We start from the raw sequence: 25,056 nt of genomic DNA on the forward strand, positions 1-25,056 counted from the left end.
TCAGGGCGCTACTCCGGTGCTATTCCGTTACCACGCAATTGGCGGCAAATGTCCGAAAGTTGGGACTGGTACCGTTGACTTGCCGACCTTGCGTTTAGGGAAGCTGAACAAGCCAGATTACAAAGAATGCCTGCGATTCGCCGGCCTCTCGATTGATTTCGATCGTGCCGGTCCCACCGACTATCTTCATGTCCCCGTTGCGTTCCCAATGCTTCAGATCTGAGCTTTTGAGAACCTCGTAGGTGCCGTTGGGACCCATTGCCTCCAATACTGCGGTGGTTGCTGTGACGCGAGGAACTGCCAGAACGACGTCTTCCCTGACAACTACGGGAAACCCTTCAAGGTAATCACCGAATCCTGAGGAAGTCGAGGTGATCAGGATTCGTGCCTGAGGATCGATTCCTCCAAGAATGCTCCGCCGAAGGGAGGGAAGATTACCTTCGAAGAAGATGGTGGCGAGATTGCTGCAATCTCTAAAAGCGCTTGAGTTGATTGCGACTATGTTTTCAGGAATGATGATGGACTCCAGACTGGTGCAGTTTTCAAACGCTCCAGTTCCGATCTCTTCCAGTAGGCGGGGTAGTCTAATCCGAGCAAGGTTTGAGCAGGATTCGAAAGCACTGATTCCGATTTCTGTCAGTTCATCGGGCAATTCGATGTTTGATAGGCTTGAGCAGTCTTTGAAAGAATTCCTACTCAGGACTTCGAGAGCTTCGGGAAGGCTGATTGACAAGAGGCTTGAGCATCCCTCGAAAGAGCTGCTTCCAATGCTAGATGTGGAGTCCGGGATGATGATGCCCTCGAGATCGCCACAATCTTCAAATGCGGAGTCTCCGATGGTTTTCAGGAATGCTGGAAGGGTGATCGACGTCAGGATTGAGCAAGACATGAAGGTGCCTTCTTCCAAGGCTTCCAAGCTGTCCGGTAGAATGACGGACGTCAGATTTGAGCAATCCTGAAACGCGAATTTGCCCAAGCCCAAGACTCCTTCCGGAAGGCTGATCGATCCCAGGCTGAAGCATTCCCGAAACGAGCTTTCGCCAAGCGATTCAAGGGTGCTCGGGAATTGTATTGTGGCAAGGAGGCTGCATCTTTGGAAAGCCTGATTGCCAATAGAGCGGATTCCTTCAGCGATCTCGACGTTCTGCAACATTTGGCAAGAGAAGAATGCCGCTACCGGGATCTCGGAAATAGAACTAGAGATCACGACTCGATTCAGTTGGTCGCAAGTCGAGAAGGCCCCGACTCCGAGGGAATCTACCAAATTTGGAATGACGATTTCTTCCAGGCTGTCGCAGTCTTTGAACGAGTAGTCTCCGATATGGGTGACATTGGCCGGTATCGTGACGTCCGAAAGCCCATGACATGCGATGAACGCCCCGTCTCCGATCGAGGTCAGGGTCGTTGGGAGATTGATTGATTCAAGAACGGAACATTGGGCGAAAATCCGGTTGCTCAGGGATTCGAGTCCATTGGGAAGGCTGATCGTCTGAAGCGAGCTGCAGCTTTCGAAGGCTCCGGCCCCGATGGAGGTTATGGAGTCTGGAAGGGAAAGGGAAACGAGGTTTGGATTCAGCGCGAAAGTCGAGTCGCCAACCGTTTTGAGGCCTGATCCGAAGCTGACTGCCGAAAGGCTGTAGCAATCCGAGAAGGCCCCGGCTCCGATTGATTCCAGAGAGTCAGGAAGTGCAACCGATTCGAGAGAAAAGCAGGATGAGAAAGCCGTCCGGCCAACATGCTGAACAGACTCGGAGATGACAACCGAGGTGATTTGATCACAGTCATGAAATGCGGAGTCGTCGATCAACTCTACCGGCAGCGATTCAATTTCAGAAGGAACAACGATCACTCCGGAAGCATCACTCGCGCAATCGGTGATCGCGACAAAGTCATCCCGGACTTCGAAAGTGAGAGGGCCCAATGTGTCTGCCATGGTTCCCAATTGCGCTACCAAGAGGAGGCAGAGGATTAGGTGATTTGCTTTTAAGCGTTTCATTCTGAGAAATGACGTAAATAGCGGTACCCCGTGATTCATCGGAGGTTTTCGTTCTGACTTCAATTCGATAAAGTCGGACAGGCCCGTGGTGTGGGCGGGTCTTGCGGGTTGGATGAGCAGGTGGGTCTGGTCGATCGCTCGCAGCAGTTCAACGGTGGTGTGTGAGTTTATTTCGGCGGAAGCAATCCGCCGTTCCCTGTGCCCTATTGCTCGCCGAAGATCTGTGCCTTCCGATAATATGCCAGATAATACGCCACAGACAATACGCCAGGCATGTAGTAGCCGATTGGATTTGATAAAGGTCTGAAGATCGGACGATAGCGGTCTCGAGGGCCCCGCTGAGAAACGGGGCGAATCCACGTTGGAGATTCGAGTGCTCCAAATCGTCAGCGACCAGGAAGCGGAATCGCGCCTCTTCCTCTGTTAGGTCGAACTCCGGTGCGCAGCGGTAGCTCCGACTCATAGATGGGCTCGGCATTGCTCCTCTCCTGATAAGAACGTCCATAGACGAACATCTGTCGCCCTTTGTCATCAATCCTCAGCTCACCGGCGACGACGGGATCGGTCGCGCCGGGAAGCCACCGCCAAACGTAGCACTTAGAAGTCGTCATCGATCTCGGGGTGGCGGGTTCGGACACGCTTCGGGAGTAAAGAGTCTAGTTTCTCTGTTCTTGCTGCGTTTATGGCAAAGCGATCTTGGTCCGAATCGAATAGCGGGACGCCGAGAATTCGTGCGGCTTCGAAGTACGAGCCGATCGCGACGTTCGGGGAACCGTCCAGAATCTTGCGGACCGTCGGAGTGGAAATGCCGAGCCGATCGGCCAGTTCGTCGAGCGTGAGATTCCGCTCCTTTCTCTGGATACGAAGCAGCGCGGCAAAATGCGAAAGAGCCGCTTTTGCTAAGGTTCCCGTGCGGACAGGGGTCGTGGGCATGAAGTAGAATTGCTTTTAATTCATCTAAAAGCAAATATAGTTTACTTTATGTCCGAGAGGGACGGTGTGGCATGCGAAGAGTTGGCCTTGAATGGAGAGGAGTCACGTCGCCTGTGCGGTCAGTTTATTGAGCTGAAACTGCCTCTAGTGCCTGCTCGCGGTGCCAGCCGGCGGGGAGCGATTCGGCCCATTCGCGGGTGGCGTCGGGATCAGCACGGAGGCGCAGCTCGATGGCCGCACGGAACACCGGCTGGGTTTCATCACGGGCGGGAAGACGCAGCGCCCATCGTGCTAAGGATTCGGGGTTGGGTTTGGCTGATTTGAAGTGTTTCTTAATGGCGTCGGCGCCGCGAAATGAGACCAATTCCCAATGTTCGCTCTCGATCAGCAGGTCGAGTAAAATGGGGGAAATAGGGTCAGGGAAATGGGGTCAGAGGGAAATGGGGTCAGAGGGAAATGGGGTCAGAGGGAAATGGGGTCAGTGTGCAAATTTTGACAGATTTACGAAGGGCGGGGGTCCCGAAATTCGAGGGTTCTCGCTTGAGAGTTGGATGAATTCAGTTCCGCGGTTCTTGTGGCGTTCAACGCGGGGCGATCCGGGGCAGGATCGGATTGCGGGACGCCGCGAGTTCGTGCGGCTTCGAAGTACGAGCTGATCGCGACGTTCGGGGAGCTGGCCAGAATCTTGGAGATCGTCCGAGTGGTAGTTCCGAGCCGGGCGACCTTTTTCTCCGGGGGAACTCTGCTTTTGAGCTGAAGCGATACCTTTGCACCTCAAGGGATCCGTGGAATTCGTCCGGGTGGAACCACGCATTCTCCTTTTCATCATCTTCGGGGCCGCCACTGGGGGCGTCATCTGGCTGGAGAAGCAGCTCGAGGGGACGTGGCTTTCGCTTCCCATTGTTTTGGCTTGGGAGTCGGGTGGAGATGATCAGGCTGCCAAATTGCGATGATCCAAGTTCCCCTACTTCGCCTGATGAGCTAGGAAAGGCAGGCAATGCCGAAACGGAAGCGGAAGAAGGGTGACGCGGCTGAAAGCCGCCACTCCTTGGCTATGGCGCTTGTGAAAAGCGCCACTCCGTTGCTAGCCTCCGCGCGTGGCGGAGAAGAACATCGTTTACTTTGATCTGGAGACGCAGCGGAGCTTCAATGATGTGGGTGGATCGGCCCACAAGGACAAGATGGGGATGTCGGTGGGGGTAACCTATTCGACGGCCAGCGGGGAGTACAGGATTTACGGCGAGGAGCAGGTCAATGATCTGGTGGAGGAGCTGGTGAAGGCGGACCTGGTGGTCGGCTGGAACCATGTGGAGTTCGATTATCCGGTGCTCCAAGGCTACACGATCTACGATCTGCCGAACCAGACGGTGAATCTGGACATGATGCTCGATCTGCAGGAGGTGTTAGGCTTTCGCCTGAAACTCGACGCGGCGGCGGAGGGTTCGCTGGGTCAGCACAAGACGGCGGATGGCCTGGATGCGCTGCGCTGGTGGCAGGAATACAAAAAGACCGGTAGCCAGAAGCCGATGATGAAGATCGCGGAATACTGTGCCTTCGATGTGAAGGTCACGAAATGCGTCCACGAGTATGGCGTGGCAAACGGCTTGATTCGCTACAAAGACCGGGGCGGCCAGCCGCAGGAGACGGTGGTGAAGTGGTAGGCTCCTGTTGAAAAGATACGACTCTCCGGTGGGGAGATTCCTTGAGGTGAGGCGACAGGGCAGGAATGCCTTTGCTCCCCTTAGATCACGCCGATGGTGAGGAGGACGTGGGAGAGGGCAGCAACAAATGCGATGATCAGGAGAACGATGAAGATCTTGATGCTGAATTCGACTTGTGGGCGGGTCATGACGAGGGGCTTGTAGGTCCGGCAGGCGACTTGGCCAAGAAAAATGGATCAGGTGGCTGCGGAGACTTGAAAGAGCGTTTTGGGGTCGATGTCGGGGCCGACCTCCACGAGCTGCCATTGGCGATCGAGATTGAGGCGGAAGGTGGCGAGGTGGCGCATGGTCCATTCTTCCGGACCGATCATCGAGAGCAGGTGGCGTCCGCGGCTCTCGTAGAGGTGATAGGTTCCGCCGACAACGGGTTCAAAGTTGATCTCGGCTTCGTAGACGAGCTTGTTCCAGTTGAAATGGTCGATGGCGGCGAGATAGGTCTCGCGGATTTCGACGAGCTTCTGTTGGAGGTCGCGCTCGACTTGGGAGATGCCGCGCGATTTGAAGGAGCTCAGATCGGTGGGCACAATCCTCGGGCTGAGGGTCGAGGAGGGATAGGGCAGGAAGGCGCGCGAGACGGGTGATTCCGACATGATGGGCAACCCCTTCGAATGGAATGAGTGAGGTGCAAACAAAAAAACCGGGAAGCCGCTGGGCTTCCCGGTTTTGTAATGGTTTTTGGCTAAGCCAGATCAGCTACCGCGCTTGCTTGGAGCCTTGATCTCGGGAGTTTCGGTGCCCCACACGGAGTCGGTACCGGTGTCCTCGATGACCTTGCCGTTGCCGACGGATACCTTGTTGTCCTTCTTACGGATAAGGGGTGCTTCCACGCTGTTGTCCAAGCGGAGGAGCACGGCCTTGTCACCGTAGGGGTCGCCATCAAAGGTCCAGTCTTCCGCTGCATTGAGCAATGGAGCTGCAAGAACCGGACGACCAGGGTTACCCGAGGTGTTCTGGGCAACGGCACCGGAGAGCATGATGTAGCCGAATCCGACTTCACCGTCTTCGAGTGCCTTGCTTGCGCTCATGACTTTGTCAGGCTTCTTGGTGTAGGCGGTCTTACAGTAGAAGATGTCTTCCGACTGGATACCGAAAGCGATGAGCTGACGGAAGTAGTCGTTGGACTTTCCACCGGAGAGGTTGAGGTCGGTCCCGGTGGAGTCTTCCACGTCTACAGCGGTGTCGTCATCCGGGAATGAACCGTACTCTTGGTCGAACTCAAGCAGGGCGAGGCCGATCTGCTTGGCGTTGTTGATGGCCTCCGTGCGATCAGCCGCCTTGCGTTGGCGGAGAATCATGGGAGCCGAGAGACCCGCGAGGGCCGCGATGATCACGATGACCACGAGGAGTTCCACCAAGGTGAAACCACGCAGTTTTCTTTTATTGGATTTCATGTTTTTCGTTTGTCTATGGTTTGGATTCAGAACGAATCCGGTTTGTTTATGACCCAAGAGCGCGAGGAGCGCCCTCGGGTAAGGATCACGCTACTCCGGAATAACTGATGCTCAAGGAGAAAGGTGAATGCTGACGGGGTAAGTCTACGAATTCACAAGATCTTCACGATCCTATGGGAGAATCGCGACTTAGAAACCCCGAGGGGCAGGCAGGGAAGCGCTCGGAAAGGACCGAAAGCAAACGCGTTCCGTCGCTTCCATGAGACGAGCAGAGCTTCGATCGCGAGGGGATCCTGCATGGAGGGTATCCCATCCGTTTTGGTTCCCCCGTCAACCGGAGCCGATTTCATCTCTCGTTCGATCGCTGAGGTGAGGATGGCGTTTTTCAGGCTGCCATCGGGGCGAATCGTGGTCAGCATCAGGGGGTGTTGAAGCGGATGCCACGATGGATTGAGGAGGCCTCGAAGCGCCGGCGGTATCTGGTCGGTGTTTCAGGCGGGGCGGACTCGGTTTCCCTGCTGCACCTCTTGCATCGATCGGGCTTTGGCTCACTGGTGGTCTGTCACCTGGACCATGGTCTGCGGGGCGAGGAGTCGCGTGAAGATGCTCGCTTTGTGGAAAAATTGGCGAAAAGCCTTGGGTACGCTTTCGAAGGAGGGCGTGTAGAAGTCGCGGGTTTGGCGCGTGGGGAGAAGATTTCAGTGGAAACGGCGGGGCGGAGGGCGAGGCACGCGTTCTTCGCTGCTTGCGCGCGCGCGCGGCGTTGCCGTCGACTGGTGCTCGCCCACCACGGCGACGATCAGGCGGAGACCGTGCTGTGGAAGCTCGTGCGGGGGAGCCGTGGGGCTTGTGGCATGGGCGAGTCCCAGACGATGGTGATGGGCGGGTTGGAGATGGAAATCATCCGTCCGCTGTTGGAGTTCCGCCGGGCGGAGCTGCGGCAGTGGCTGGAGCAGGAAAATCTCAGCTGGCGGGAAGATCCCAGCAATGCGCAAGCGATCGCGGTGCGCAATCGGATACGAAACGAGGCCTTGCCCTTGTTGGAGGATATTGCGAAGCGCGATCCGACGGAGGCCTTGATCAAGGCGGCAAACTCAGATGCGGAGCTGCGTCAGATTGAGGCCTGGGCGGTCGAGCAGGCGGATGTGATCGACCCGCAGTCGCGGATTCATTTGCCGAAACTGCGGACGCATCCTGAGGTGATCCAGCGGGCTTGCCTGTTCTCCTACCTGCGGCAAGCGGGGGTGTCGGGTGTCACCCGTTCACTCGTCGATCGTGCTCTTTCCCTAACAGACCCTGAGTCTCCCCCGGTGATCAATCTTCCCGGAGGACGGGCCTTGAGACGCCGTGCCGGGCGGATCTGGGTGGCGTAAAAGGCTGCGCCTTGCGCGATTTCTGCCAACCCTAGTTTACCAAAATCCGAAATCCACGATCTAACATCTGCCATCTGCCATCTGCCATCTGCCATCTGCCATCTGCCATCTAATCCCGCCCCAGCCAATCCAGCACTTCGGCGGAATGAAAGACGGGGAGTGAGTAGTGCCCTTCGCCTTCGACCCAGCTGCCTTCGCAGTTGGGGACGCGGGAGGCGAGGTTTTGAGCGACGGAGCAGGGCAGGTTGGCATCGGCGAGGCCATGCCAGAATCTCACCGGCGTGGAGATTTCCTCCGGCTTGAAGTCCCAGGGTTTGAGGTAGAGTTCGCCTTCGGTAAGGATGCTCTCGCTGCCGTTGGCGACGGCTTCGAGGTAGCTGCGTGTCACCATGTCCCAGCCGTTGCCGTGATGGATGGCTTCACGGTCGCGGGGAGGGATACTTTTAAGCATCCAGGACATCGGGGGCTTGTGGCTGCCGCGCGAGATCATCCATCGGCTGAAAGGCACGAGCGCGGGGAGAGCGGCGCGGCGCAGGGAATTGATGCCGGACAGGGTGCGGTAGGCCCAGTGCATGTGAGTGCGATCCGCCTTGTCGGCGAGGGGCGGGGCGCCGCAGACCACCGCTGTGCGCTCGATTCGTTCACTGAGCTTGGCGGTGGTGGCGAGGGCGTAAGGGCAGCCTCCGGAAACCCCGAAAATCCGAAAATGATCGATGCCGAGGGCATCGGCAAATGCGGCAACGTCCTTTGGCCAATCGCCAAAGCGACGCTGGGGCAGCGGGCTGGAGCGGCCGATGCCGGGTCGGTCGGGTGCGAGAATGCGAATCCCACGCTCGGCTGCGCTGTTGTTGAGATAGGCGGCTTGATACCGACTGCTCGGCCAGCCGTGGAAAAAGAAAACAGGCTGGCCATTTGAGTCACCGTAATCGGCGTAGCCCAGCGTGCGGCCATCAGGCAGTTTCACGGATTCGTCTTCTTTCATCGGCGGGGAAAGCATGGCCGAGGAAATGGCAGAGCGCACATCGATATTTGGTGAAGATTGATTTAAAGAATCGATTGCCTGCATAGGGGACTCGTTCTTGCTGGAGCATGGCATCGGCAACTTTCATCACGAAGGATGGTTTACGGAGGGATGAAGAGCTTCCTTATTTTGATCGCGTTCGTGCTGCAGTTCCTACCGGCCTTGGCGGATTATGATCCAAAGAATCCTTTGGGGAATGTGGCGACGGAGCTGGCTTCGTTTCATTACAGGGATCGTGAGGTGCCGCTGAAAATCTATCTGCCCGAGGCGAAGAAGGCGCCGGTCATTTTGCTCAGCCATGGGCTCGGTGGCTCGCGTGAGGTGGGAACGTATCTGGGAACATACTGGGCGGAGCGCGGCTATGTGGTGGTGGCGATGCAGCATGTCGGCAGTGATGCATCGGTCTGGAATGCGAGTGCGCCGAGCGAGCGGATGAACAAGCTGAAGGCAGCGGCGAATGGGAAGACTTTCCTTGATCGCATGAAGGATGTGCCGGCGACAATTGATCAGCTTGAGAATTGGAACGCCGACAAGAATCATTGTCTTTTTGGCAAAACAGATCTGAGCAAGATTGGGATGGCCGGGCACTCGTATGGGGCGGTGACAACCCAGGCGCTCTGTGGTCAGAATTTCGGACCGCTCGGGCCGGCTTACGCGGACCCGCGGATTGATGCGGGGCTGGCGCTGAGTCCGAGCGAGCCGAAGCAAGGCGGTGCGGATCAGGCTTTCGGAAAAATCAAACTGCCGATGATGCTGATGACGGGGACGAAGGATGGCAGTCCGATCGGACGCACGACTCCGGAATCACGGCGGCTCGTTTATCCGGCACTGCCTGCGGGATCGAAGTATGAGTTGGTGCTGAAGGATGCCGAACATTCGGCTTTTTCCGATGCACGGTATCAGCGCGGCGCGACGAGGAACCCGAATCATCATGTGGTGATCACGGCACTCAGCACGGCGTTCTGGGATGCCTATCTGAAGGAGGATGCCTCGGCGAAAACGTGGCTGGAGTCTTCTGCGCCCGAGAAGTTGCTGGAGCCGGGAGACGAGTGGCAGAAGAAGTAGGCTTATTTAATCCGCGAGACTCAGACGGGGGAGACTGTCGAGGAGGAAGCGCGTGGTGCGGCGGGTGGTGCGAGCGAGGGCTTCGGTTTCTTCGTTGAGATTGCCGATGACGATCTCTTCGGCGGAGGCGATCGAGCCGGGGAGGTCGCGAGTGGGTTCGGTGATTTTGACGATCACCGGGGGAGCCGGGCTCGGGGGGGCGGTTTGAGGGACGCGGTTCGCGATGAGGATCACGAGCACCACGAGCAAAGCGGGAAGGAAGAGCCAGGAGGGCTTGATGCCATTGCGTCGCGAGCTGGTGCGGAGGGTGGCGCAGACACGGGTCTTGAGGCCGGGCGGCGGTGTTAGCTCCGGGGTTTGCTCGCGCAGCAGGCGATCGATGTCGGATTCTTTCATGGCGTGGTTTCCGGTTTCCAGAGAGAGGGCAAGGGGGGTGGGGAGGATGGGAGTGGCGGTGGCACGGCGGGGCGGAGTTCGCTCATGCCCTCGGCAAGGGTGGTTCGGGCGCGGTGCAGTAGTACTTTGACGGTGCCTTCGCGCTTGCCGAGCACGCGGCCGATCTCGGCGAGCGAGAAGCCGTCGTGATAGTGCATCCAGATGGCACTAAAGGCATCCCGGCTGAGCTTTTTCTCGGCGAGTTGCCAGAGATCGAGCGAGGGCGTGCTGGGATCGACGACTAATGTCTCGGCCATTGGGAGCGGCCGGTTCTTGCGGAGCATTCGCAGCGAGAGGCGTCGGCCAATCGTGAAGAGCCAGGGGAGAAACGGGCGTTCAGGATGGAAGCGGTGGATCTTTTGCCAGGCTCGGATGAAGGTCTGCTGGGTGAGATCTTCGGCGTCGTGGCGGTGGCGTGTGAGGCTCATCATGAAGGCGAATAGCCGGTCGTGATGGAGGTCGATGAGCCGCTCAAAGGCTTCCGTCGAACCCGCCCGGCTTTCGCGGGCGAGTCGGGATTCCTCTGGATCTACGGCGGGCATCGTACTTGGGCGGAATGAAGAACGGGTTACTTTCCGATCTTATCAAAGTCGCCGTTCTTTTCCATCAGGGAAATCATTTCAGAGGCTGGCATGCTCAATGTGGCGCTGACCACTCGTCCGCCCTCGCTTTCGCGGGTTTCGAAAGCGGGGTTGATGTCGGCCAGTTCTTCGTTGGTCAGTCTGCCGATGGCAACGATGCCCTCGAGCACCTTACGGACGAGTTTTCCGGTGACGGCGGAGTCGGACTCGAGTTCGATGCGGCCTTCGATCTGGCCACCGGTTTCACCGAGGGCGATCTTGAGGTTCTCGGCTTTTCTCAGGAGCTTGGCGTCGTCCTTTTTCATCGGAAGCTCGGCGACTTTTGCGGAGCCGATGAAAACGGGTGGAGCACCGACGGTGGCGAAGGTCTCGGCTTGCATGCCTTCGCCGCTTGCAAGCAAGTCGATGGCGTCGTGGAGCGTGGATTTTGTTTGGCTGAAGACGAGCAGTCGATCTCCGACGAAGGCGGCGTTCTGGGATTTTGATTTGTCTTTCCAGGAGTGGACGGTCGTCCCGGCGTGCTCGGAGGTGGCGTAGTCGTCCGCGGCGGCGACGATGTCGGTGAGGTGGGCTTGGTCGAATCTTCCTTCGACAATCAGCACCCCGTTCTTTTCGTCGCCATCGCCATAGAGGGTGAATCCTGCGAGGTCGGTCAGCGGATTGATCGAGAACATGCGTTCGGCGGCGCGGAGTTTGGCGCCTTCGCGTTCGGTGATTTCGCGGGCGATGCGGCCACCGACTTCGCTCTGGCGGGCGCCTTCAAGGTCGAGGTGAAGCCACCATTTGGCGTCGGCCGGAACGCGGGCTGGATCGAGGGGTGCGGCGTGGAGGGAGCTCGCGGCAGCGGCGGCGAGGAGGATGGTGAGGAGCTGTTTCATGTGCTGGTTCGTGGTTTCGTCGGGAGTAGCCACGAAGCGGGGGAAAGGTTACATGAAATGTGGTGAGGATAAGGGGAAGGCGATCCTGAACATTACTTGACAAAAATGCCACGGGTGGCAATTTGCCATCATGATCAAGACGCAGGTCCAGATTCCTGATGAGCTCTACCGCAAGGCCAAGCAGATCGCGAAAGAGCGGGAGTGGTCGTTGGCAGAAGTGATGAGGCGGGGTCTCGAGTACATGACTCAGGCTTGTCCTCCAGGAGCGAATGCTGCAATCCGGCTTCCTCGGCTAAAGGCGGAGGACTTCGTCGAAGGATTTGATGGTCTCGATTTCCGTGATCTGAGCGCGGATGAAGAATCGACGAGAGGGATCAATCATGATCAGTTTTGATACCAACATCCTTCTGTGCTCGCTCAATCCGAGCTCAAGCTGGCACGCGAAAGCGACGCAGTTTCTGGAGGAGTCTCTAACAAACGAGCGGGTGGCAATCGCCGACTACGTGCTTGTCGAGCTTTACACTCTGCTCAGAAACCCTGCGGTGATGAAGAAGCCGCTAGATTCTAAAAGGGCGAGTGAATTGGTGCTGAATTATTTCAAGTATCCGAGCGTCATCCGTATCGAGAATGCCCCGGTGATGGATTTCGTGTGGAAGATGGCCGAAGGTCCCAGCTTTGCCCGTCGCCGGATTTTTGATGCCCGGCTCGGGATGACCCTGCGCCATCATGGCGTGACGCATTTCGCGACTGCCAACGTGAAGGATTTCAAGGGGATGGGTTTCGAGAAAGTTTGGAATCCCTTGATCGACGAAGCCTGAATTAGTCGTCTTCTTCGTCGTCGGCGAGGAGTTGCTCGAGGGTGCGCTCGGGGGCGTCGAGGACGCGTTTGGTGATCTGATAGTGATCGGTTTCGCGAAGTTCCAGGCGATCGATGCCGCCGGGGCCGAGGCGGTAGATGTAGGCCTCCGGGTAGGCCATGATGATCGGCGAGTGAGTGGCGATGATGAACTGCGAGAAGTCCTTGGCGAGGTCGTGCATCCTCACAAGGAAGGTGAGTTGGCGGGCCGGGGAGAGGGCCGCCTCAGGTTCGTCTAACAGAAAGAGCCCATGGCCATCGAAGCGGTTGAGGAAGGTGGAGAGGAAGGCTTCGCCGTGACTCTGCTCATGGAGCGAGCGGCCTCCGTAGCTGAAGTAGCCATTGGCGGTCCAGGGGTCTTCTTCGAGTTCATCCATCTCCGTGGCGAAGTTGTAGAAGCTCTCGGCGCGGAGAAAGAAGCCGTCCATGGGGCGGATGCCGGGGCTGCGGCTGATGCGCAGAGTGGGGGCGAGGGCGGTTTCGTATTGGCGCAGGCCTGGGTGGCCGACGCGGTTGCCGCTTTGCATGGAGAAGCCCCATTTGTCGGCGATGCCCTCGAGCACGGTGGATTTCCCAGAGCCGTTTTCGCCGACGAGGAAGGTGACTTTCGGGTGAAGTTCCAGACCATCGCCGAGGGCACGGACGGCGGGGAGATCGAAAGGATGAGCGCCTGGATCCTCCGGGGTTTCGTGGGTGATGGTTCTGAGGAAGGGCATGGTCGCGAGGGGGATGAGAGCCCCTCTGCTCAATTCTGTGGGATCTTCAAAACCTGACCCACCCTCAGCTTGTTGGCATCAGCAATGCCGTTGAACTTCATGAGTTGCGCCACTTCCACGTCGAATTTCCGTCCGATCTGGGTCAGGTTGTCGCCGCGTTTGACCGTGTAGGAAACGGATGTTGTGGGGGCGCTTTCCTTCGCTTGCCGGGTGGCAGGCGCCTCCTCGGTTTTGCTTTCCGCCGCCACGGGAGCCGGCCGATCAGCAGGGTCGGTGTTGGGGACCAAGGGGGCTTGTTCCGCAGGCATCTCGACCGCTGGGGGAGTGGTGGGTCCGGGTTCTGTGCTTGGAGGTTGTTCCGTTTCGGATGATGCTGCTTGCGGTGCTGCCGCGACTTGTTCGAGGACGCGGACGCGGTCCTCAGCGGGCAGATCGGCAAGGAGCGTTTCGAGTTCTTTTCCCGATAGACCGAAGCGGCTCATGGCCTTCGCGACCCCGGTGGTGAGTAATGCCCGGTCCTCGGCAGATTTTTCGAGAACCTGCTCGCGCACTTGTGATGCCTGTTCCTGCAATTGCTCGATCTCGCCGTTCTTTGCGATCAGGGCATTTTTCAGAGAATCGATCTCTGCCTGAGCCATCGATTGCTCGGCGGTCGACGCCTCATAAGCAGCGGCTTGTGCTTCCACCCTCTTCAAGCGGTCGTTGAGAATCTCGGTTTCTTTCCGAGAGTCGTCCCACTTCTTTGCGAGGAAGATCGTGGCGGCGAGCAGGGCGACCCAACTCGCGCGGCTTACGATTTTCCAAGTCATCGTCCTCACCGGTCGGCGGCGAACGTTTTGCGATCTGATTCTTAGTTGTTGGTCCAACACGAGCTAGTGAGCGATTCCTAACCCTGCGCTCGGCTGCTATCCAGCGAGGATTGTGGTTTTTTCCCTATGATTGATGCAAGTGTCCCAGCATCAGTGGTTTGTGAGATCTGTGAAAGTGAGGTGGCGACTTTATTTCGGGCCTGATGAGTGGAATCCGCAGCTCAAGAACGGCCCTCGATTTCGGAAATCGCCCACTGTGCGTGCTCGGCAATGAGGGGGTCTTCGCTGGTGGCGGCTTCTTTGAGGGCGGGGAGATCTTCCCTCGTGCCGGTGTTGCCGAGGACGACGCAGGCGTTGCGTATGAGGCGGGGGAGTTTGATGCGTTTGATCGGACTCTTGGAGAATAGGCGGCTGAAGTCTTCGCGGGTGAGGCTGAGAATGTCGCGGGTTTTGAGCTCGAAGATCGATTCGCGGGCGTGGAAGCGCGCTTCGTTCGAAAGCTTGGCAAAGCGGTTCCAGGGACAGACTTCGAGGCATTCGTCGCAGCCGTAGAGACGATCGCCGATCGCGCGCCGGAACTCTTCGGGAATTGAGCCTTTGTTTTCGATGGTCAGGTAGGAAATGCAGCGGCGGGCGTCGACCCGATGAGGCTGGGTGATGGCATGGGTCGGGCAGGCATCGATGCAGCGTGTGCATTTCCCGCAATGGTCGCCGAAGGGCTCATCGGCGGGTAAGTCGAGAGTGGTGAGCAGCTCGGCGAGGAAGAACCAGGTGCCGAGGTGGCGGTGGATCTGGACGGTGGATTTGCCGTTCCACCCGAGACCGGCGTCGGTGGCAAAGTCGCGTTCGAGGACCGGGCCGGTGTCGACATAGTAGCGCTGGGTTCCGCCGAGGGCGACCATCGCTTCATTGAGTTGCTTGAGCTTTTTTTCGACAATGTCGTGGTAGTCTTCGCTCCAGGCGTAGCGGGCGATACGCCAACCGGTGGGTGGATTACTGCCCGGGTAGTAGTTCAGGGCGAGGGTCACGACTGAGCGGCAGCCGGGGAGGACTTCGCGGGGGTCGCAGCGCCGTTCCGGGGTGCGCTCGAGCCAGGCCATTTCGCCGTGGGCACCGTCGTCGACCCACTGCCGGAACGAGTCGGCGTGGGTGGCTTCCTTGGCTTTGGCGATGCGGCAGTCGTCGAAGCCAAGTTCGCGGGCGAGGTTTTTGATGTCGGTGACGGGCACGGAGATGATGGGAGAGGGAGTGGTCGCTGAGAGGGGATTGAATGGGGAGATCGTGGGAGTGGCAAAGTTTTTGGCGAGGAATGAGGTTCTGTGAAGGCTTGATCCGGATCGAGGCGGGCAGGAGGGCGCCGGCCTGCTGAGGCGACGATCAGTCGGTTCTTGACCCGGGGTACGGAGAGGGGGTGGATGGTTCAGGATGAAGTTTTCTGAGATTTTGAAGGCGGTGAAGAATGCGTGGGGCTTTGCCTGGCCTCCGATTGTGGCCCTTGCCGTGGTGTTCTGGGTGTCCGACTACGTCTCGGCTTTCTCGATCAAGAATGCGATTTTGACGGGTCTCGGGACCATCCACGAGAAGATGGGGTGGCTCAAGGAGGTCAAGGCGATGCTCAATGAGTATGGGCTGGCAAAGATGGTGACCGTATTTGCCGGGGTGCTGCTGGTGGTGGTGCTCTACTTGATCAAACACGTTGGATTGTCGCTGGTGGGGGCCTTGCCGCCATTTCTCGAAGTCTCGGTGCCACGCCTGCTGTTGAGGCTATTGCCGGACAAGGAGGTGGTGCGATTGCTGCGCCGCTATCCTGGCGCGGAGAGTTTCAAGCAGGCCTATGCCTGGGGTCTGGCTGAGGTCCAGATGAGCCGTTCGAGCTCGGACAACACTCCTGATTCGGTGGGATTGGTGGTCAGCCAGCTGACCAAATTGGCGGCGGTGACGGCGGTGGTCGTCGCCTGCGTGAGCATTCGCTCGCATCCCGGTCCGGTCTTGATTGAAATGCTGACGGTGCTGGTGGTGTGCGCGCTGGTTTGGTTCGGGACGGCGATTTCCGTGCTCAGAGATCAGCACCAAGCGGCTCGGGAGCTGTGGATTTCCCTGCGTAGCAATTTGCTGAAAGACACAGAGAAACTGAGCGAGGCCGAGATCGAACTGGCGGAGTTCCAACGGGTGGCCGAGGAAAAGCGGGTAGCCCGTGCGGCCCGCTGGTGGTCGGTGCGATTTGTCGATGGGAAGGTCAGCGCCTGGTGCCGAGAGAACCTGCTAAGTCGCTGAGTGCGGAGGATTCGCTCAGGCGCCGCTGGCGAAGTGGTAACGGGCGCTTTCAAGAATACCGCAGGCAATTTCGCCGGCGTCGAGACCGATGGTTTCGACTTCGATGTCGGAAGTGGCCGCATACATCGGTTTGCGCTCGGTGAGGAGCGCTTCGATTTTTTCGCGGGGGTTCTCGGTATGAAGGAGCGGGCGGTCGCGATTGCGGCCGGTGCGCTCGAGGATCACGTCGACGGGAGCCTGGAGCCAGACGACGTAGCCCAGATGCTTGAGCAGGGATCGGTTGCGCTTGCGGGTGATGATGCCGCCGCCGGTGGAAATGATCCGCCGGGGAGCGTTGGGGGCGGCGAGTTCGTGAAGCATCGCGGCCTCCAGGTTGCGAAAGTACTCTTCACCTCGTTTGGCGAAGATTTCCGCCACGCTGAGACCGGTTTTTTGTTCGATGAGCTCGTCGGTATCGACCAGCGGGTAGCCGAGCAAGTGCTCGAGCTTCCTCCCGATGGTGGACTTCCCGCAGCCCATGAAGCCGATCAGGATGATGTTTTTTGGTAGGGGTTCCCCTGCGTTCATGGGGCGAGCCTAGCGTTGCAGGTGGGGGGCGAAAAGAAGCGAAATGAGGCAGGCTCCTCAGCCGCGGAGTCGGCGTGCGCTCGTTGCAAGCAGTTGAATACGCTTTACTTCTCGGTAGGGATCGGGAAATAAACCGCGCGTCCCGTTTCCTCTGGCAGCTCAAGCATGCCGACAAACTCGATATGAAAGTCCCATTGTTTGTGACGTGTTCCGCTGCTTTTCTGGTGGCTTGGCTAGGTGTGACCTTTTTCCGTGAAGTGCCACGTGATGCTTATCCTCAACTCGGAAAGGGTTCGCTGCCGGTTTCCGCGAAGACGGAAAAAAAGGAGCTTCTGATCGAACCTGAAGAGCCGAAGGAAGTCGTCGCGGCGGCGGAGTGAGCGGAACTCAGGACGGGTTCCGCATGACTGTCGCCAGGCTTGGCGGCCGTTCATCATAGCGCGTGTAGAACGCGAAAGCCGGGGAGAAGATTCGTGCCCGAAGGCTTGTGGGCGAGTGACTGAGGGCTGGTCAAAGGAGGCCTGATAGGCGTAGGATGTCTTCATGGCGGAAGAACCTATCGTTTGTGATACCAAGCCTCTGGGCCTGGAGGTGGAAGCGGGCGTGCATTTCTGGTGTTCCTGCGGCCGTTCGTCGCATCCCCCATTTTGCGATGGGAGCCACAAGGGAACGGGCCTGCAGCCGGTGAAGTTCGAGGTGGCGGAGAAAACGACGGTCTGGTGGTGCCAGTGCAAGCGGACCGGGACACCGCCGATCTGCGATGGAACCCACAAGCATGTGTGGCAGCCGACCGAAGAATGATGAGGGCGACGCTTCGAAGCGCCGGGAGAGAATGATGCCGGACGAAACCCGGCCGCTTCGATCCACCGCTTCTAACGACGGCTGCGACTGAAGCGGGTGCGCGGATCATCCTCGGGCTGCTCTTTGTCGCGGTAGCGGAGGATGCCTTGCTGCTTCAGATTTTTGATGAAGGTCTTGGCATCGTTGGAGACTTCCTCGTCGTAGGCGAGAGTGCCGATGAGGCCCTCGCCATTTTCAACTCGGGAAAGGGTGGAGGTGGCTTGATCGGCGGCCCGCGAAATGGAGGCGACCGCTTCCGGGACGTCCCTGAGGGCTGGTTCAAGTTCCTCGATGCGCTCGGTGGCCTGAGCGAAGGTCTGCTCGGCGCTTTCGGTGGCTCGTTTGAAGGAGGCGATGGCTTCGTTGGCACCGTCGACCGTATCGGGAAGCTTGCCGCTGGCCCGTTCGAGGTTGGCAAGGGAGGCGTCGATCTTGCCGAGGTTGTCTTCAGAGAGAACCGAGCGATTCACCTTCTGCAGGGTGAGGGTGAGCTCCTGGGTGGCGCTGCGGAAGTCGCCGATGGCATTGTCGATTTTCCCAATGGTGGCTTCGGCCTGCATGAGCAGGCGTCGGGCGTCACGCGAGACGGCGACGGCATTGTCCTGAATGGCATCGAGTCCGGAGGGACCTCCACCTGTTAGAACGCTGCCGGCAGCAATGAATCCACTGGCTGGCTCGCTCGGCGGGGTGATGACCACAAGCTTGTCTCCGAGGATGGTGGCGGAGGCGATTTGGAACAGGGACCCTTCGGGAATCTTGATGGTGTCGACGATCTCAAGTTCGACTTCGACCTGGACCTGTTCGTTGAGAGTCGGGGTGCTGGAGACCTTGCCGATTCGCGCCCCGCCCATGCGGACTTCGGAGCCTTTGATCACACCGGCGGCATCGGCGAAGACGACGGTGAGTCCGTATTTGTTGACGAAGCGATCGCCGAAGCGGCCGAACTGGACAATCAGCACCGCGAGCAGGGCGAGACCGACGAAAATAAAGACGCCGACGAGAGCTTCGGTGTTCCTTTTCGATTCGGGCATGGCTTGAGGGGAAGGGGAGTGCGGCGGGATGATAGCCTATCGATGGGCGGGGGTCACAGGGTTTTCCGGCCAGGCTTCTCCGGAGTCGCCTGAAATGAAGGCGCGGAGCTCCGGATCGGAGGTCGATTGGAGCTCGGCGGGACTGCCTTCCCAGGCGATCTGGCCGTCTTTCAGAAAGAGCACGCGGTCGGCAATGTGGAAGACGGAGCGCATCTCGTGGGTCACCACGACATTGGTCATGCCGTGATTGTGCTGCAAATCACGGATCATGTGATCGATGGTGTCGGCGGTAATCGGGTCGAGGCCGGCGTGCGGTTCGTCGTAGAGAACGCAGGCCGGACGATCGACGACGGCGCGGGCGAGCGCCACGCGTTTGCGCATGCCGCCGGAGAGATCGGCGGGCATCTTGTTCTGTTGCTCGTTGAGACGGACGATGCTGAGGGCCCGGTCGACGCGGGTGGTGATCTCGTTTTCGTCGCGGATGCCGCCTTCACGAAGAGGGAAGGCGACGTTTTGCCCGACGCTCATGGAGTCGAAAAGGGCGCCGCCTTGGAACATCATGCCGACTTTCTTTCGAATGGAGCCGAGTTGTCGTTCGTTGAGACAGGAGATCTCGGTGTCCTCGATGTGGATGGTGCCGCTGGTGGGCTTGAGAAGTCCGGGAAGGAGCTTGAGGAGGACGGACTTGCCGGCGCCGGAGCCGCCGAGAAGGACGAGCGTTTCACCCCGATGAATGTCCAGATTGATGCCGCGCAGGACTTCATGGGACCCGAAGCGGTGCTTGAGGTTCCTGACTCGGATGAAGGGTTCGTCCGGCATGGCGCCGAGTGTGGCGTGGGACGGGGCGTTTTCCAAGCGTTAGCTACCCATTGGCATCCAGCGCCGAGAATCCACAGAAGAGGCGGGAGCTTTCGTTGGGGCGGGCGGGGAAGGGGGTGTCGTGATCAAGGAAAGTACGACAAATCTCGTAGAAAGATTCGGGAGTCTTGGCGCGGCGGAGTTGCTGTTCGAAGTCAGGGTCGAAGCCCTGGGTGACGAAGAGCATCGTCTTCTTCATCCGCTGGACGTGGAGAAGCGGATTGAAAGTGGCGCAGTCGTTGGCGATTTCCTCGTAGAGGGTGAAGACGTAGTCTAACAGGTCGCGGCAGCTTGGTTCGACGGATTTTTCGCCGAGGAAGGCGGCGCGGAGTTGCGGGAAGAGCCAGGGGTTGCGAATGGCGCCGCGGCCGATCATCAGGCCGGCTGCCTGGGATTGCTGGTGCAGGGCGAGGCCGGTGGGGACGTCGACGACGTTGCCATTGGCGATGACCGGGCAGGGCATTCTTTCGACGGCTCGGCGGATGCAGTCGGGATGGACCGGGGTGCTGTAGCGCTCGGTGACGGTGCGGCCGTGGATGGCGAGCATGTCGATGGCGTGCTTGGAGAATAGGTCTAACAGCGCGCCGAATTCCTCGGACGAGTGGTAGCCGATGCGCGTCTTGACGGTGAAACGGGTGGGGATGGTCTCGCGGAGTTCGCCGAGGATGCGGTCGACCTTCGGGAGGTTTCGAAGCAGGCCGCCGCCCGCTTCCTTTTTGCAGACAACGGGTGCCGGGCAGCCGAGGTTGAGGTCGATGCCGGAGACGGGATGTTCGAGGAGCTCCTTGGCAGCGCGGACCAGGTGATGGACGTCCTGGCCGATCATCTGGGCGAAGATGGGTCGGCCGGTCGGGTTCTCGTCGATCGACCGCAGGATCCAGGGATTGAGCCGCGAGTCGGGATGGACGCGGAAGTACTCGGTGACGTAGACGTCGGCACCACCATAGCGCGACAGCACCCGCAGGAAGGTGAGATCCGTCACATCCTGCATCGGCGCAAGATAGAGCGCGGGGCGGTCGTTTGGAAACAGCTCGGTCAAGTGGGATGAGGCTGCCGCAGGGAGACGAATCGGGCAAGCGAGTGAATGGTCCGATGCTCAGACGGCTTTACCTTGACATTCAAGATCTCTTCGGGAAGCTGTGCTTAGTTTTTAAGTAAAGGAGTGACTGTGGATAACGACCTATTACACACGGAGAAGATTCTGGCGGACAGGAAGACGTTTTTCCTCGATTTGAAGGAGAACTCACGCGGGATGGTGGTGAAAATCACGGAAGATGTTGGCGGCAATCGTGACACGATCATGGTTCCTGCGGACATCCTCGGGGATTTCATCGCTGCGCTGAGCGATATCAAAGCGACGGCCGACGGCCATTAAGGAAAGCGGAGTCCGCTTGGATGTAGGAGGTGTCGGCGCAGACCGGCAGGTGGGTTAGGCGGCATGGCACGCTGCAGTGGCCGGGAGAGATGGGTTTCACTCCCGAGAAGGTGTGGTAACTTTTCCCCGATGGGCGGAGACTTTCTGGCCATCGACTTATTTGATGGGTGCGAGCCCGCAGAGAATCCAAGCCCATGAAATTGCTACTGACCGTCGGAGCATCCATTTTCCTGCTGGGCTGTGATTCGCCGAGTCGGACGGGACGGGCATCTGGAAATGGCTCGATTGAGACGAAGCATCTCACGGCGGCAGAGTATGAAGACTTCATCTCGACTCCCGATAAGCTCACGGCGGTGATGTTTCACGCCGATTGGTGTGCTCCATGCCGAGAGTTCGGTCCGGTAGTGGAAGAGGTGGTGGCAGCTTCGGAAGGGATGGCAGTGCTCGGGATGATCGATGTGGAGGACTTCCCCGAGCTGGCCAGGAACCTGGGTGTGAGTGGTATTCCGGATCTCAGGTTGTTCCGGGACGGGGTGATGGTGGATTCCATGAAGGGATCGATTCCAGCGGAACAACTTCGCCACCACTTCGCCATTCAGATGAATGGGATGGGAGAGCACGGGACGCCGCCAGGGTCGAGTGAAAGTCGCGAAGAAACGATCGCGCCCTGATCAACGACGGTCCTTCTGCGGATGTGGAAAGGGAATCGTCGCGTGATCTCGGATGTCAGCAGTGAAGAGCAGGATGGATGGAGGCTTTCAGCGATGTGATGGAGCCCTATGCCTTCGGTGAAAAGCCTCTGCCGATCAAGGAAGCGGTGGCGAATAGAGCATGGCTTACTTCAGCAAGGCCTGCAGTTCCCAGGTGCGCTTGCTGCGCGGGGTGCCGGGGCCGTTGTAGCCTAACAGGCGGAAGCCGGTGGATTCGACGTTTTGGGTTTCGATGCTTTCTTCCAGGGCGGTGCGAGCTTTGGCGATGTTTTCCTTCGAGTCGGGACCTTGCCAGGCATAGCTGAGGGCTCGGGCGGCAGGAATGTCACGCACTTCGACTTTGGTGCCATCGGGGCCTTTGCTGCCCACTTTTCCGTTCTGATAGAGGAAAGCCATGCCGGCTTGGTCGAGTTCACCATCGTCTTCCGTCATCGCCATCTCGACTGGCGCCGTCATCGGGATGTCGTTCTTTTTGATGTGGGTGAAGAGGGTCCAGAAGGAACTGATCTCGCCTTTGCCATTGGTGAACGCGGCGCGGTAGGCGGGATAGGATTTCTTCTCGACCTTGTTGAAGGGACCGGGGGCGGGCCATTTCTCGGGAAGCGGAGCTTCGTCGACGTACTTCGGAGCGGTCAGGGCCTTCTCGTCTGCTTGCAGGTTGCAAGCGGCTACGAGCGCAAAGAGTGGGAAGAATTTCTTTTTCACTCCATCAAAGGAGCGAGGAACGGAGGTGCCGCAAGAGGAAACCGCGAAGCCCGCTCGGCACCGGAGGTCAGTGGTCGGCTCAAGGCACGATTTTCACCGGCGTGCCAATCCGAGCATTGGCGAACATGATTTTGGCCATGTTTTTGGGCATTCGGATGCAACCATGGGAAGATGGGTGGCCAGGCTGAGGGATCGGGCCGGCGTGCAAGCCGATGCCGGACGAAGTGAGCCGCATCCAGTTGGGCATCTCAGCACCGACGAATTTGCCGCCAGCCGGAACCGAGTCCCTGCGGCTGTCGGCATCAGGGACCAATAGTTCACCGCTGGCTGAGTAAATCCTGCCATAGAGATTGGAGCGCTTGTCGACGGTCATCTCGGTGATCGAGAACGAGCCCGTGGGGGTTTCATGTCCGCGCATGCCTGTGGCGACTCGTGACTTTCCAACGTGGACGCTTCCCTTGAAAAAATAGGCCGTTTGGTCGCTGAGATCGATGGTCACACGCATCGGTCCGTCCCCCGGCAAGTTGTCCCAGTAGGAAAATCCGGACTCCGATTGATAGGTGTGCTCGCGATTCAGATCACGCTGCAGTCCAGGGTCATCACCCGAGAGCAGGCCATTGGCGCAGCTGCTGATCAGCAGGGTCGAAAGGGAGGCAAAGGCGAATCTCAGATGGAGCATCCCAAGGACTGTCGGGTCCCGCATTGCCCACCGTCCAGAAGATTCAAGTCCATCGGGACCGCCACTGCCAAAACGGGGCCTGGTGGATGGGCAAGTCGGGAAGGGGTGACGACTGAAATGGGCAACTTTGTGACTATCTATCCCAAGAATGATGGCGTAGCAGTCTGGCAATGGAAAGCGATGCAGGGCAGGCGGATCTGGAAGTGGGCTCAGCGGGCGGGGCAGAACGTCGCAAGCTCCTGATCATCGTTAACCCGGTGGCGGGGCAGGACGACGGCCGGGATGTGGAAGCCCGACTCAGATCGGCGGCCAATGCGGCGGGGCTGGACTATGATCTGAAAGTCACCCGGGGAGAAGGCGATGCAATGCGGTGGGCGCAGGAGGCATGCAGGGGTGATCGGGTGATTGTTTCGGGGGGCGACGGCACCGTGATGGAAGTGATTACGGGCCTGGTGAAATCCAAAAGCGGTGCGGGGCTTGCTCAAATCCCGACCGGGACGGCGAACCTGTTAGCCCGTGCTTTGTCGATTCCGACCGAGTTTGACGAAGCGCTGGAGTTTGCCTTCGGCGATGGCGTGGTGGTGGCGACCGATGTCGGGTATCTGCCCGGGTTCGACCGTTACTTTGCGCTGGTCGCCGGTGCGGGATGGGATGCGGAGTTGATCAAGGATGCGAGCCGTGAATTGAAGGATCGTCTCGGATTCTTTGCCTACGTGCTGACCGGAATCAGGAACCTCTTTGGCCTCCGGAATTCAAACATCAGACTGACGGTGGACGATGAGGTCCATCAATTCCGGGCGCATACCGTGATGGTGATCAATGTCGGGGAGATTCACGATGTCGGCATTGCCATCGGGCCTGATGTGAATCCACACGATGGCAGGCTGGATCTGGCGATCATGGCACCACGGAGCGCCTGGGGCATCGTGAAGCTCGTCGTGCGCCTGCTGACCAAGCGCTTTGGAAACGACGACGATCTCAGTTATTTTTCCGCGACGCATTTCAAAATCGAGGCGGATCCTCCACTCAAGCTGGAGGTTGATGGAGAGTACGTGGGCAGCACTCCGTTTGAGGTCGAGGTGATCCCGAAAGGGGTTCACCTGCTAGTGCCCCAGCGGTATGCGGAGGACAAGGGGCTCCTTCCCTAAGCGATGAATCCCGAGGCTTTTGCTTCGGCGACGGCGGCCTTCGTGTCCGCGACCAGATGGAGTTTGACCCCGTGGCCGTGGCAAGCTTGCGCAAGCAACCGGATCTCTTCATCGCGTAGCGATTGGGAGACGTTGCGGATGAAGATGGCGGCAATGCGCTCAGGGTGTTCTTCGACGATCTGGGTGTAGATTTCCGGGTCCTTTTCTCCGCTGTCGCCGATCAGGATGGCAGGAAGGGGTTCGTGGAATGAGAGCAAGTGCCGGATGGCGCCCAGCTTGTGATCATGATGTCCGGCCTTGAGAAGCTTGTGGCGATCGATGCCCCAGTCCGTCATGAACAAGGGACCTCGCGGGGTGTTCCGGATCTCGAATATCTTGAGAATAAAGTCACGGAGGTTCCATGGCGAACTGGTGACGTAGAAGATCGGATTCCGTTCATGACCGGTCGGCCCTGCCTGAAGCCGGGTGTAGAATTTGGAAACTCCGGGGAAGATTCTCCGGGTGTGGACGTTCTCGAGCAGGGTGTTCTTGAGCAGCTGCCAAAGTTTGGCGGCACCCGTTTCGATGACGGTGTCGTCCACGTCGCTGATGATGATGCGTTTCGCGGTGGCGGGGCAAAGCGTCACGATCCCCGATGACTTGGCGGACTCGTGAGAAGGATCGTCGGCACGTTCGACCCTTGCCGTGAATTCGATGCTGCTAGCTTGGGGGAGGGAATGATGTTCGAGGTGGTGGACGAAGTACCCTTCTTCGTCACAAACGACCTGGAATCGTTCACCAAGAATCTCGCCGTGGACAGTGGCGTGGGGGATTTCCTTGGTGAAGAAGTTCGACGCCATATTCAGGAAATTCCGACGTCTGGAATCATTGACGTCCGAGGCGCGGAGTTCGCGCTTTCGTTCGACTCGTCCACGGATCACGAGCTTCGAGCCATGGGCGTAGCCTTCGAAGCAGCGCACGTAGGCGCGCTCACCGGGCAGCCGTTTCGGGCTCAGTCGTGCCGCAATCTTCTCCAGTCGGAGGAGGACACGGTGGATGGTCCCCGGGGTGGATTCAGGACCTTGCATCGCGAGAGTCGGAGCTTTCTGCTGCCG

Annotated in this window: 32 protein-coding genes; 11 read left to right on the plus strand and 21 right to left on the minus strand. The window is 58.8% G+C overall.

Annotation, left to right across the window (positions count from 1 at the left end; translation table 11 throughout):
• Nucleotides 1-94: 94 nt before the first annotated feature.
• The 4 genes from ACFQY0_RS12410 to ACFQY0_RS12425 all read right to left on the minus strand — a co-directional run bounded on the left by ACFQY0_RS12410 (nt 95) and on the right by ACFQY0_RS12425 (nt 3,293).
• On the minus strand, nt 95-1,996 hold the full coding sequence (locus tag ACFQY0_RS12410; protein ID WP_379712815.1) for a leucine-rich repeat domain-containing protein: 1,902 nt from the start codon (nt 1,994-1,996) through the stop codon (nt 95-97).
• A gap of 386 nt (nt 1,997-2,382) precedes the next feature.
• Nucleotides 2,383-2,607, minus strand: a complete 225-nt coding sequence (locus ACFQY0_RS12415) for a hypothetical protein (RefSeq protein WP_379712817.1) — start codon at nt 2,605-2,607, stop codon at nt 2,383-2,385.
• Nucleotides 2,594-2,929 carry a helix-turn-helix domain-containing protein gene (locus ACFQY0_RS12420; RefSeq protein WP_379712819.1) on the minus strand — a complete coding sequence of 112 codons (336 nt, stop codon included), beginning with the start codon at nt 2,927-2,929 and terminating at the stop codon, nt 2,594-2,596. Before ACFQY0_RS12420 ends, ACFQY0_RS12415 begins: the two co-directional genes overlap by 14 nt.
• Nucleotides 2,930-3,053: 124 nt before the next feature.
• Nucleotides 3,054-3,293, minus strand: a complete 240-nt coding sequence (locus ACFQY0_RS12425) for a hypothetical protein (RefSeq protein ID WP_379712821.1) — start codon at nt 3,291-3,293, stop codon at nt 3,054-3,056.
• A gap of 733 nt (nt 3,294-4,026) precedes the next feature.
• On the opposite strand from ACFQY0_RS12425, the gene ACFQY0_RS12430 reads away from it, so the two are divergent.
• Nucleotides 4,027-4,590 carry a ribonuclease H-like domain-containing protein gene (locus ACFQY0_RS12430; protein ID WP_379712823.1) on the plus strand — a complete coding sequence of 188 codons (564 nt, stop codon included), beginning with the start codon at nt 4,027-4,029 and terminating at the stop codon, nt 4,588-4,590.
• A 236-nt stretch (nt 4,591-4,826) separates the two neighbouring features.
• Here the strand turns inward: ACFQY0_RS12430 and ACFQY0_RS12435 are convergent, their stop codons facing one another.
• Together ACFQY0_RS12435 and ACFQY0_RS12440 are read right to left on the minus strand one after the other, a co-directional pair.
• Complete coding sequence (locus ACFQY0_RS12435) at nt 4,827-5,240, minus strand: DUF2452 domain-containing protein (RefSeq protein WP_379712825.1); 414 nt, start codon at nt 5,238-5,240, stop codon at nt 4,827-4,829.
• A gap of 99 nt (nt 5,241-5,339) precedes the next feature.
• Nucleotides 5,340-6,041: a type II secretion system protein gene (locus tag ACFQY0_RS12440; RefSeq protein ID WP_379712827.1), complete on the minus strand. Its 702-nt coding sequence runs from the start codon at nt 6,039-6,041 to the stop codon at nt 5,340-5,342.
• Between the two features lie 437 nt (nt 6,042-6,478).
• Here ACFQY0_RS12440 and tilS point away from each other — a divergent pair, with 437 nt between their 5' ends.
• A complete protein-coding gene (gene tilS, locus ACFQY0_RS12445; protein ID WP_379712829.1) occupies nt 6,479-7,414 on the plus strand; it encodes a tRNA lysidine(34) synthetase TilS in 936 nt (311 codons plus the stop codon).
• Between the two features lie 109 nt (nt 7,415-7,523).
• On the opposite strand, the gene ACFQY0_RS12450 is transcribed toward tilS, so the two are convergent.
• Together ACFQY0_RS12450 and ACFQY0_RS12455 are read right to left on the minus strand one after the other, a co-directional pair.
• Entirely contained in the window at nt 7,524-8,396 is an 873-nt protein-coding gene (locus ACFQY0_RS12450; protein ID WP_379712831.1) for an alpha/beta fold hydrolase, read from the minus strand.
• The gene (locus tag ACFQY0_RS12455) at nt 8,365-8,523 is read right to left on the minus strand and encodes a hypothetical protein (protein WP_379712833.1); all 159 of its coding nucleotides are present in this window, start codon (nt 8,521-8,523) and stop codon (nt 8,365-8,367) included. Before ACFQY0_RS12455 ends, ACFQY0_RS12450 begins: the two co-directional genes overlap by 32 nt.
• A gap of 23 nt (nt 8,524-8,546) precedes the next feature.
• Between ACFQY0_RS12455 and ACFQY0_RS12460 the strand changes: the two genes are divergently transcribed.
• On the plus strand, nt 8,547-9,500 hold the full coding sequence (locus ACFQY0_RS12460; protein WP_379712835.1) for an alpha/beta hydrolase family protein: 954 nt from the start codon (nt 8,547-8,549) through the stop codon (nt 9,498-9,500).
• A gap of 6 nt (nt 9,501-9,506) precedes the next feature.
• Here ACFQY0_RS12460 and ACFQY0_RS12465 read toward each other — a convergent pair whose 3' ends face one another.
• Genes ACFQY0_RS12465 through ACFQY0_RS12475 form a run of 3 tightly spaced genes read right to left on the minus strand, consistent with a single transcriptional unit; the run spans nt 9,507 to nt 11,394 of the window.
• Nucleotides 9,507-9,896 carry a hypothetical protein gene (locus tag ACFQY0_RS12465; protein ID WP_379712837.1) on the minus strand — a complete coding sequence of 130 codons (390 nt, stop codon included), beginning with the start codon at nt 9,894-9,896 and terminating at the stop codon, nt 9,507-9,509.
• Complete coding sequence (locus tag ACFQY0_RS12470) at nt 9,893-10,477, minus strand: RNA polymerase sigma factor (protein WP_379712839.1); 585 nt, start codon at nt 10,475-10,477, stop codon at nt 9,893-9,895. Before ACFQY0_RS12470 ends, ACFQY0_RS12465 begins: the two co-directional genes overlap by 4 nt.
• 26 nt (nt 10,478-10,503) lie before the next feature.
• Nucleotides 10,504-11,394: a hypothetical protein gene (locus tag ACFQY0_RS12475; RefSeq protein WP_379712841.1), complete on the minus strand. Its 891-nt coding sequence runs from the start codon at nt 11,392-11,394 to the stop codon at nt 10,504-10,506.
• 130 nt (nt 11,395-11,524) lie between these two features.
• On the opposite strand from ACFQY0_RS12475, the gene ACFQY0_RS12480 reads away from it, so the two are divergent.
• Nucleotides 11,525-11,788, plus strand: a complete 264-nt coding sequence (locus ACFQY0_RS12480; RefSeq protein ID WP_379712843.1) for a hypothetical protein — start codon at nt 11,525-11,527, stop codon at nt 11,786-11,788.
• Complete coding sequence (locus ACFQY0_RS12485; protein ID WP_379712845.1) at nt 11,775-12,212, plus strand: PIN domain-containing protein; 438 nt, start codon at nt 11,775-11,777, stop codon at nt 12,210-12,212. Before ACFQY0_RS12480 ends, ACFQY0_RS12485 begins: the two co-directional genes overlap by 14 nt.
• 1 nt (nt 12,213) lies before the next feature.
• Here the strand turns inward: ACFQY0_RS12485 and ACFQY0_RS12490 are convergent, their stop codons facing one another.
• The 3 genes from ACFQY0_RS12490 to queG form a co-directional block, all read right to left on the minus strand.
• A complete protein-coding gene (locus tag ACFQY0_RS12490) occupies nt 12,214-12,966 on the minus strand; it encodes an AAA family ATPase (RefSeq protein ID WP_379712847.1) in 753 nt (250 codons plus the stop codon).
• Between the two features lie 29 nt (nt 12,967-12,995).
• Nucleotides 12,996-13,775 carry a LysM peptidoglycan-binding domain-containing protein gene (locus ACFQY0_RS12495; protein ID WP_379712849.1) on the minus strand — a complete coding sequence of 260 codons (780 nt, stop codon included), beginning with the start codon at nt 13,773-13,775 and terminating at the stop codon, nt 12,996-12,998.
• Nucleotides 13,776-13,996: 221 nt separating this feature from the next.
• The gene (gene queG, locus ACFQY0_RS12500; RefSeq protein WP_379712851.1) at nt 13,997-15,004 is read right to left on the minus strand and encodes a tRNA epoxyqueuosine(34) reductase QueG; all 1,008 of its coding nucleotides are present in this window, start codon (nt 15,002-15,004) and stop codon (nt 13,997-13,999) included.
• Between the two features lie 196 nt (nt 15,005-15,200).
• On the opposite strand from queG, the gene ACFQY0_RS12505 reads away from it, so the two are divergent.
• Nucleotides 15,201-16,049, plus strand: a complete 849-nt coding sequence (locus ACFQY0_RS12505) for a hypothetical protein (protein WP_379712853.1) — start codon at nt 15,201-15,203, stop codon at nt 16,047-16,049.
• A 15-nt stretch (nt 16,050-16,064) separates the two neighbouring features.
• On the opposite strand, the gene ACFQY0_RS12510 is transcribed toward ACFQY0_RS12505, so the two are convergent.
• Nucleotides 16,065-16,616 (minus strand): shikimate kinase, encoded by a 552-nt coding sequence (locus tag ACFQY0_RS12510; protein ID WP_379712855.1) that lies wholly within the window; start codon nt 16,614-16,616, stop codon nt 16,065-16,067.
• Nucleotides 16,617-16,798: 182 nt separating this feature from the next.
• Between ACFQY0_RS12510 and ACFQY0_RS12515 the strand changes: the two genes are divergently transcribed.
• Both ACFQY0_RS12515 and ACFQY0_RS12520 read left to right on the plus strand, forming a co-directional pair.
• Nucleotides 16,799-16,996, plus strand: coding sequence for a hypothetical protein (locus ACFQY0_RS12515; protein ID WP_379712857.1), 198 nt, complete (start codon nt 16,799-16,801; stop codon nt 16,994-16,996).
• 163 nt (nt 16,997-17,159) lie between these two features.
• Nucleotides 17,160-17,417 carry a CDGSH iron-sulfur domain-containing protein gene (locus ACFQY0_RS12520; protein ID WP_379712859.1) on the plus strand — a complete coding sequence of 86 codons (258 nt, stop codon included), beginning with the start codon at nt 17,160-17,162 and terminating at the stop codon, nt 17,415-17,417.
• A gap of 71 nt (nt 17,418-17,488) precedes the next feature.
• Here ACFQY0_RS12520 and ACFQY0_RS12525 read toward each other — a convergent pair whose 3' ends face one another.
• Genes ACFQY0_RS12525 through ACFQY0_RS12535 form a run of 3 tightly spaced genes read right to left on the minus strand, consistent with a single transcriptional unit; the run spans nt 17,489 to nt 20,384 of the window.
• A complete protein-coding gene (locus ACFQY0_RS12525; RefSeq protein WP_379712861.1) occupies nt 17,489-18,487 on the minus strand; it encodes an MlaD family protein in 999 nt (332 codons plus the stop codon).
• A gap of 36 nt (nt 18,488-18,523) precedes the next feature.
• Nucleotides 18,524-19,306, minus strand: coding sequence for an ABC transporter ATP-binding protein (locus tag ACFQY0_RS12530; RefSeq protein WP_379712863.1), 783 nt, complete (start codon nt 19,304-19,306; stop codon nt 18,524-18,526).
• A gap of 43 nt (nt 19,307-19,349) precedes the next feature.
• On the minus strand, nt 19,350-20,384 hold the full coding sequence (locus tag ACFQY0_RS12535) for a tRNA dihydrouridine synthase (protein WP_379712865.1): 1,035 nt from the start codon (nt 20,382-20,384) through the stop codon (nt 19,350-19,352).
• 123 nt (nt 20,385-20,507) lie between these two features.
• On the opposite strand from ACFQY0_RS12535, the gene ACFQY0_RS12540 reads away from it, so the two are divergent.
• Complete coding sequence (locus ACFQY0_RS12540; protein WP_379712867.1) at nt 20,508-20,720, plus strand: RNA-binding protein; 213 nt, start codon at nt 20,508-20,510, stop codon at nt 20,718-20,720.
• A 194-nt stretch (nt 20,721-20,914) separates the two neighbouring features.
• A complete protein-coding gene (locus ACFQY0_RS12545) occupies nt 20,915-21,391 on the plus strand; it encodes a thioredoxin family protein (RefSeq protein ID WP_379712869.1) in 477 nt (158 codons plus the stop codon).
• 165 nt (nt 21,392-21,556) lie between these two features.
• On the opposite strand, the gene ACFQY0_RS12550 is transcribed toward ACFQY0_RS12545, so the two are convergent.
• Both ACFQY0_RS12550 and ACFQY0_RS12555 read right to left on the minus strand, forming a co-directional pair.
• Nucleotides 21,557-22,135 (minus strand): heme-binding protein, encoded by a 579-nt coding sequence (locus tag ACFQY0_RS12550; RefSeq protein ID WP_379712871.1) that lies wholly within the window; start codon nt 22,133-22,135, stop codon nt 21,557-21,559.
• Nucleotides 22,136-22,214: 79 nt separating this feature from the next.
• On the minus strand, nt 22,215-22,814 hold the full coding sequence (locus ACFQY0_RS12555) for a L,D-transpeptidase family protein (protein WP_379712873.1): 600 nt from the start codon (nt 22,812-22,814) through the stop codon (nt 22,215-22,217).
• Nucleotides 22,815-22,984: 170 nt separating this feature from the next.
• Here ACFQY0_RS12555 and ACFQY0_RS12560 point away from each other — a divergent pair, with 170 nt between their 5' ends.
• Entirely contained in the window at nt 22,985-23,962 is a 978-nt protein-coding gene (locus ACFQY0_RS12560; protein ID WP_379712875.1) for a diacylglycerol/lipid kinase family protein, read from the plus strand.
• Here ACFQY0_RS12560 and ACFQY0_RS12565 read toward each other — a convergent pair.
• Nucleotides 23,959-25,029 carry an App1 family protein gene (locus ACFQY0_RS12565; protein ID WP_379712877.1) on the minus strand — a complete coding sequence of 357 codons (1,071 nt, stop codon included), beginning with the start codon at nt 25,027-25,029 and terminating at the stop codon, nt 23,959-23,961. The genes ACFQY0_RS12560 and ACFQY0_RS12565 overlap by 4 nt on opposite strands.
• Nucleotides 25,030-25,056 lie beyond the last annotated feature (27 nt).

This window comes from Haloferula chungangensis, from assembly GCF_042664875.1.
GTDB classification, from domain to species: Bacteria; Verrucomicrobiota; Verrucomicrobiia; order Verrucomicrobiales; family Akkermansiaceae; genus Haloferula; species Haloferula chungangensis.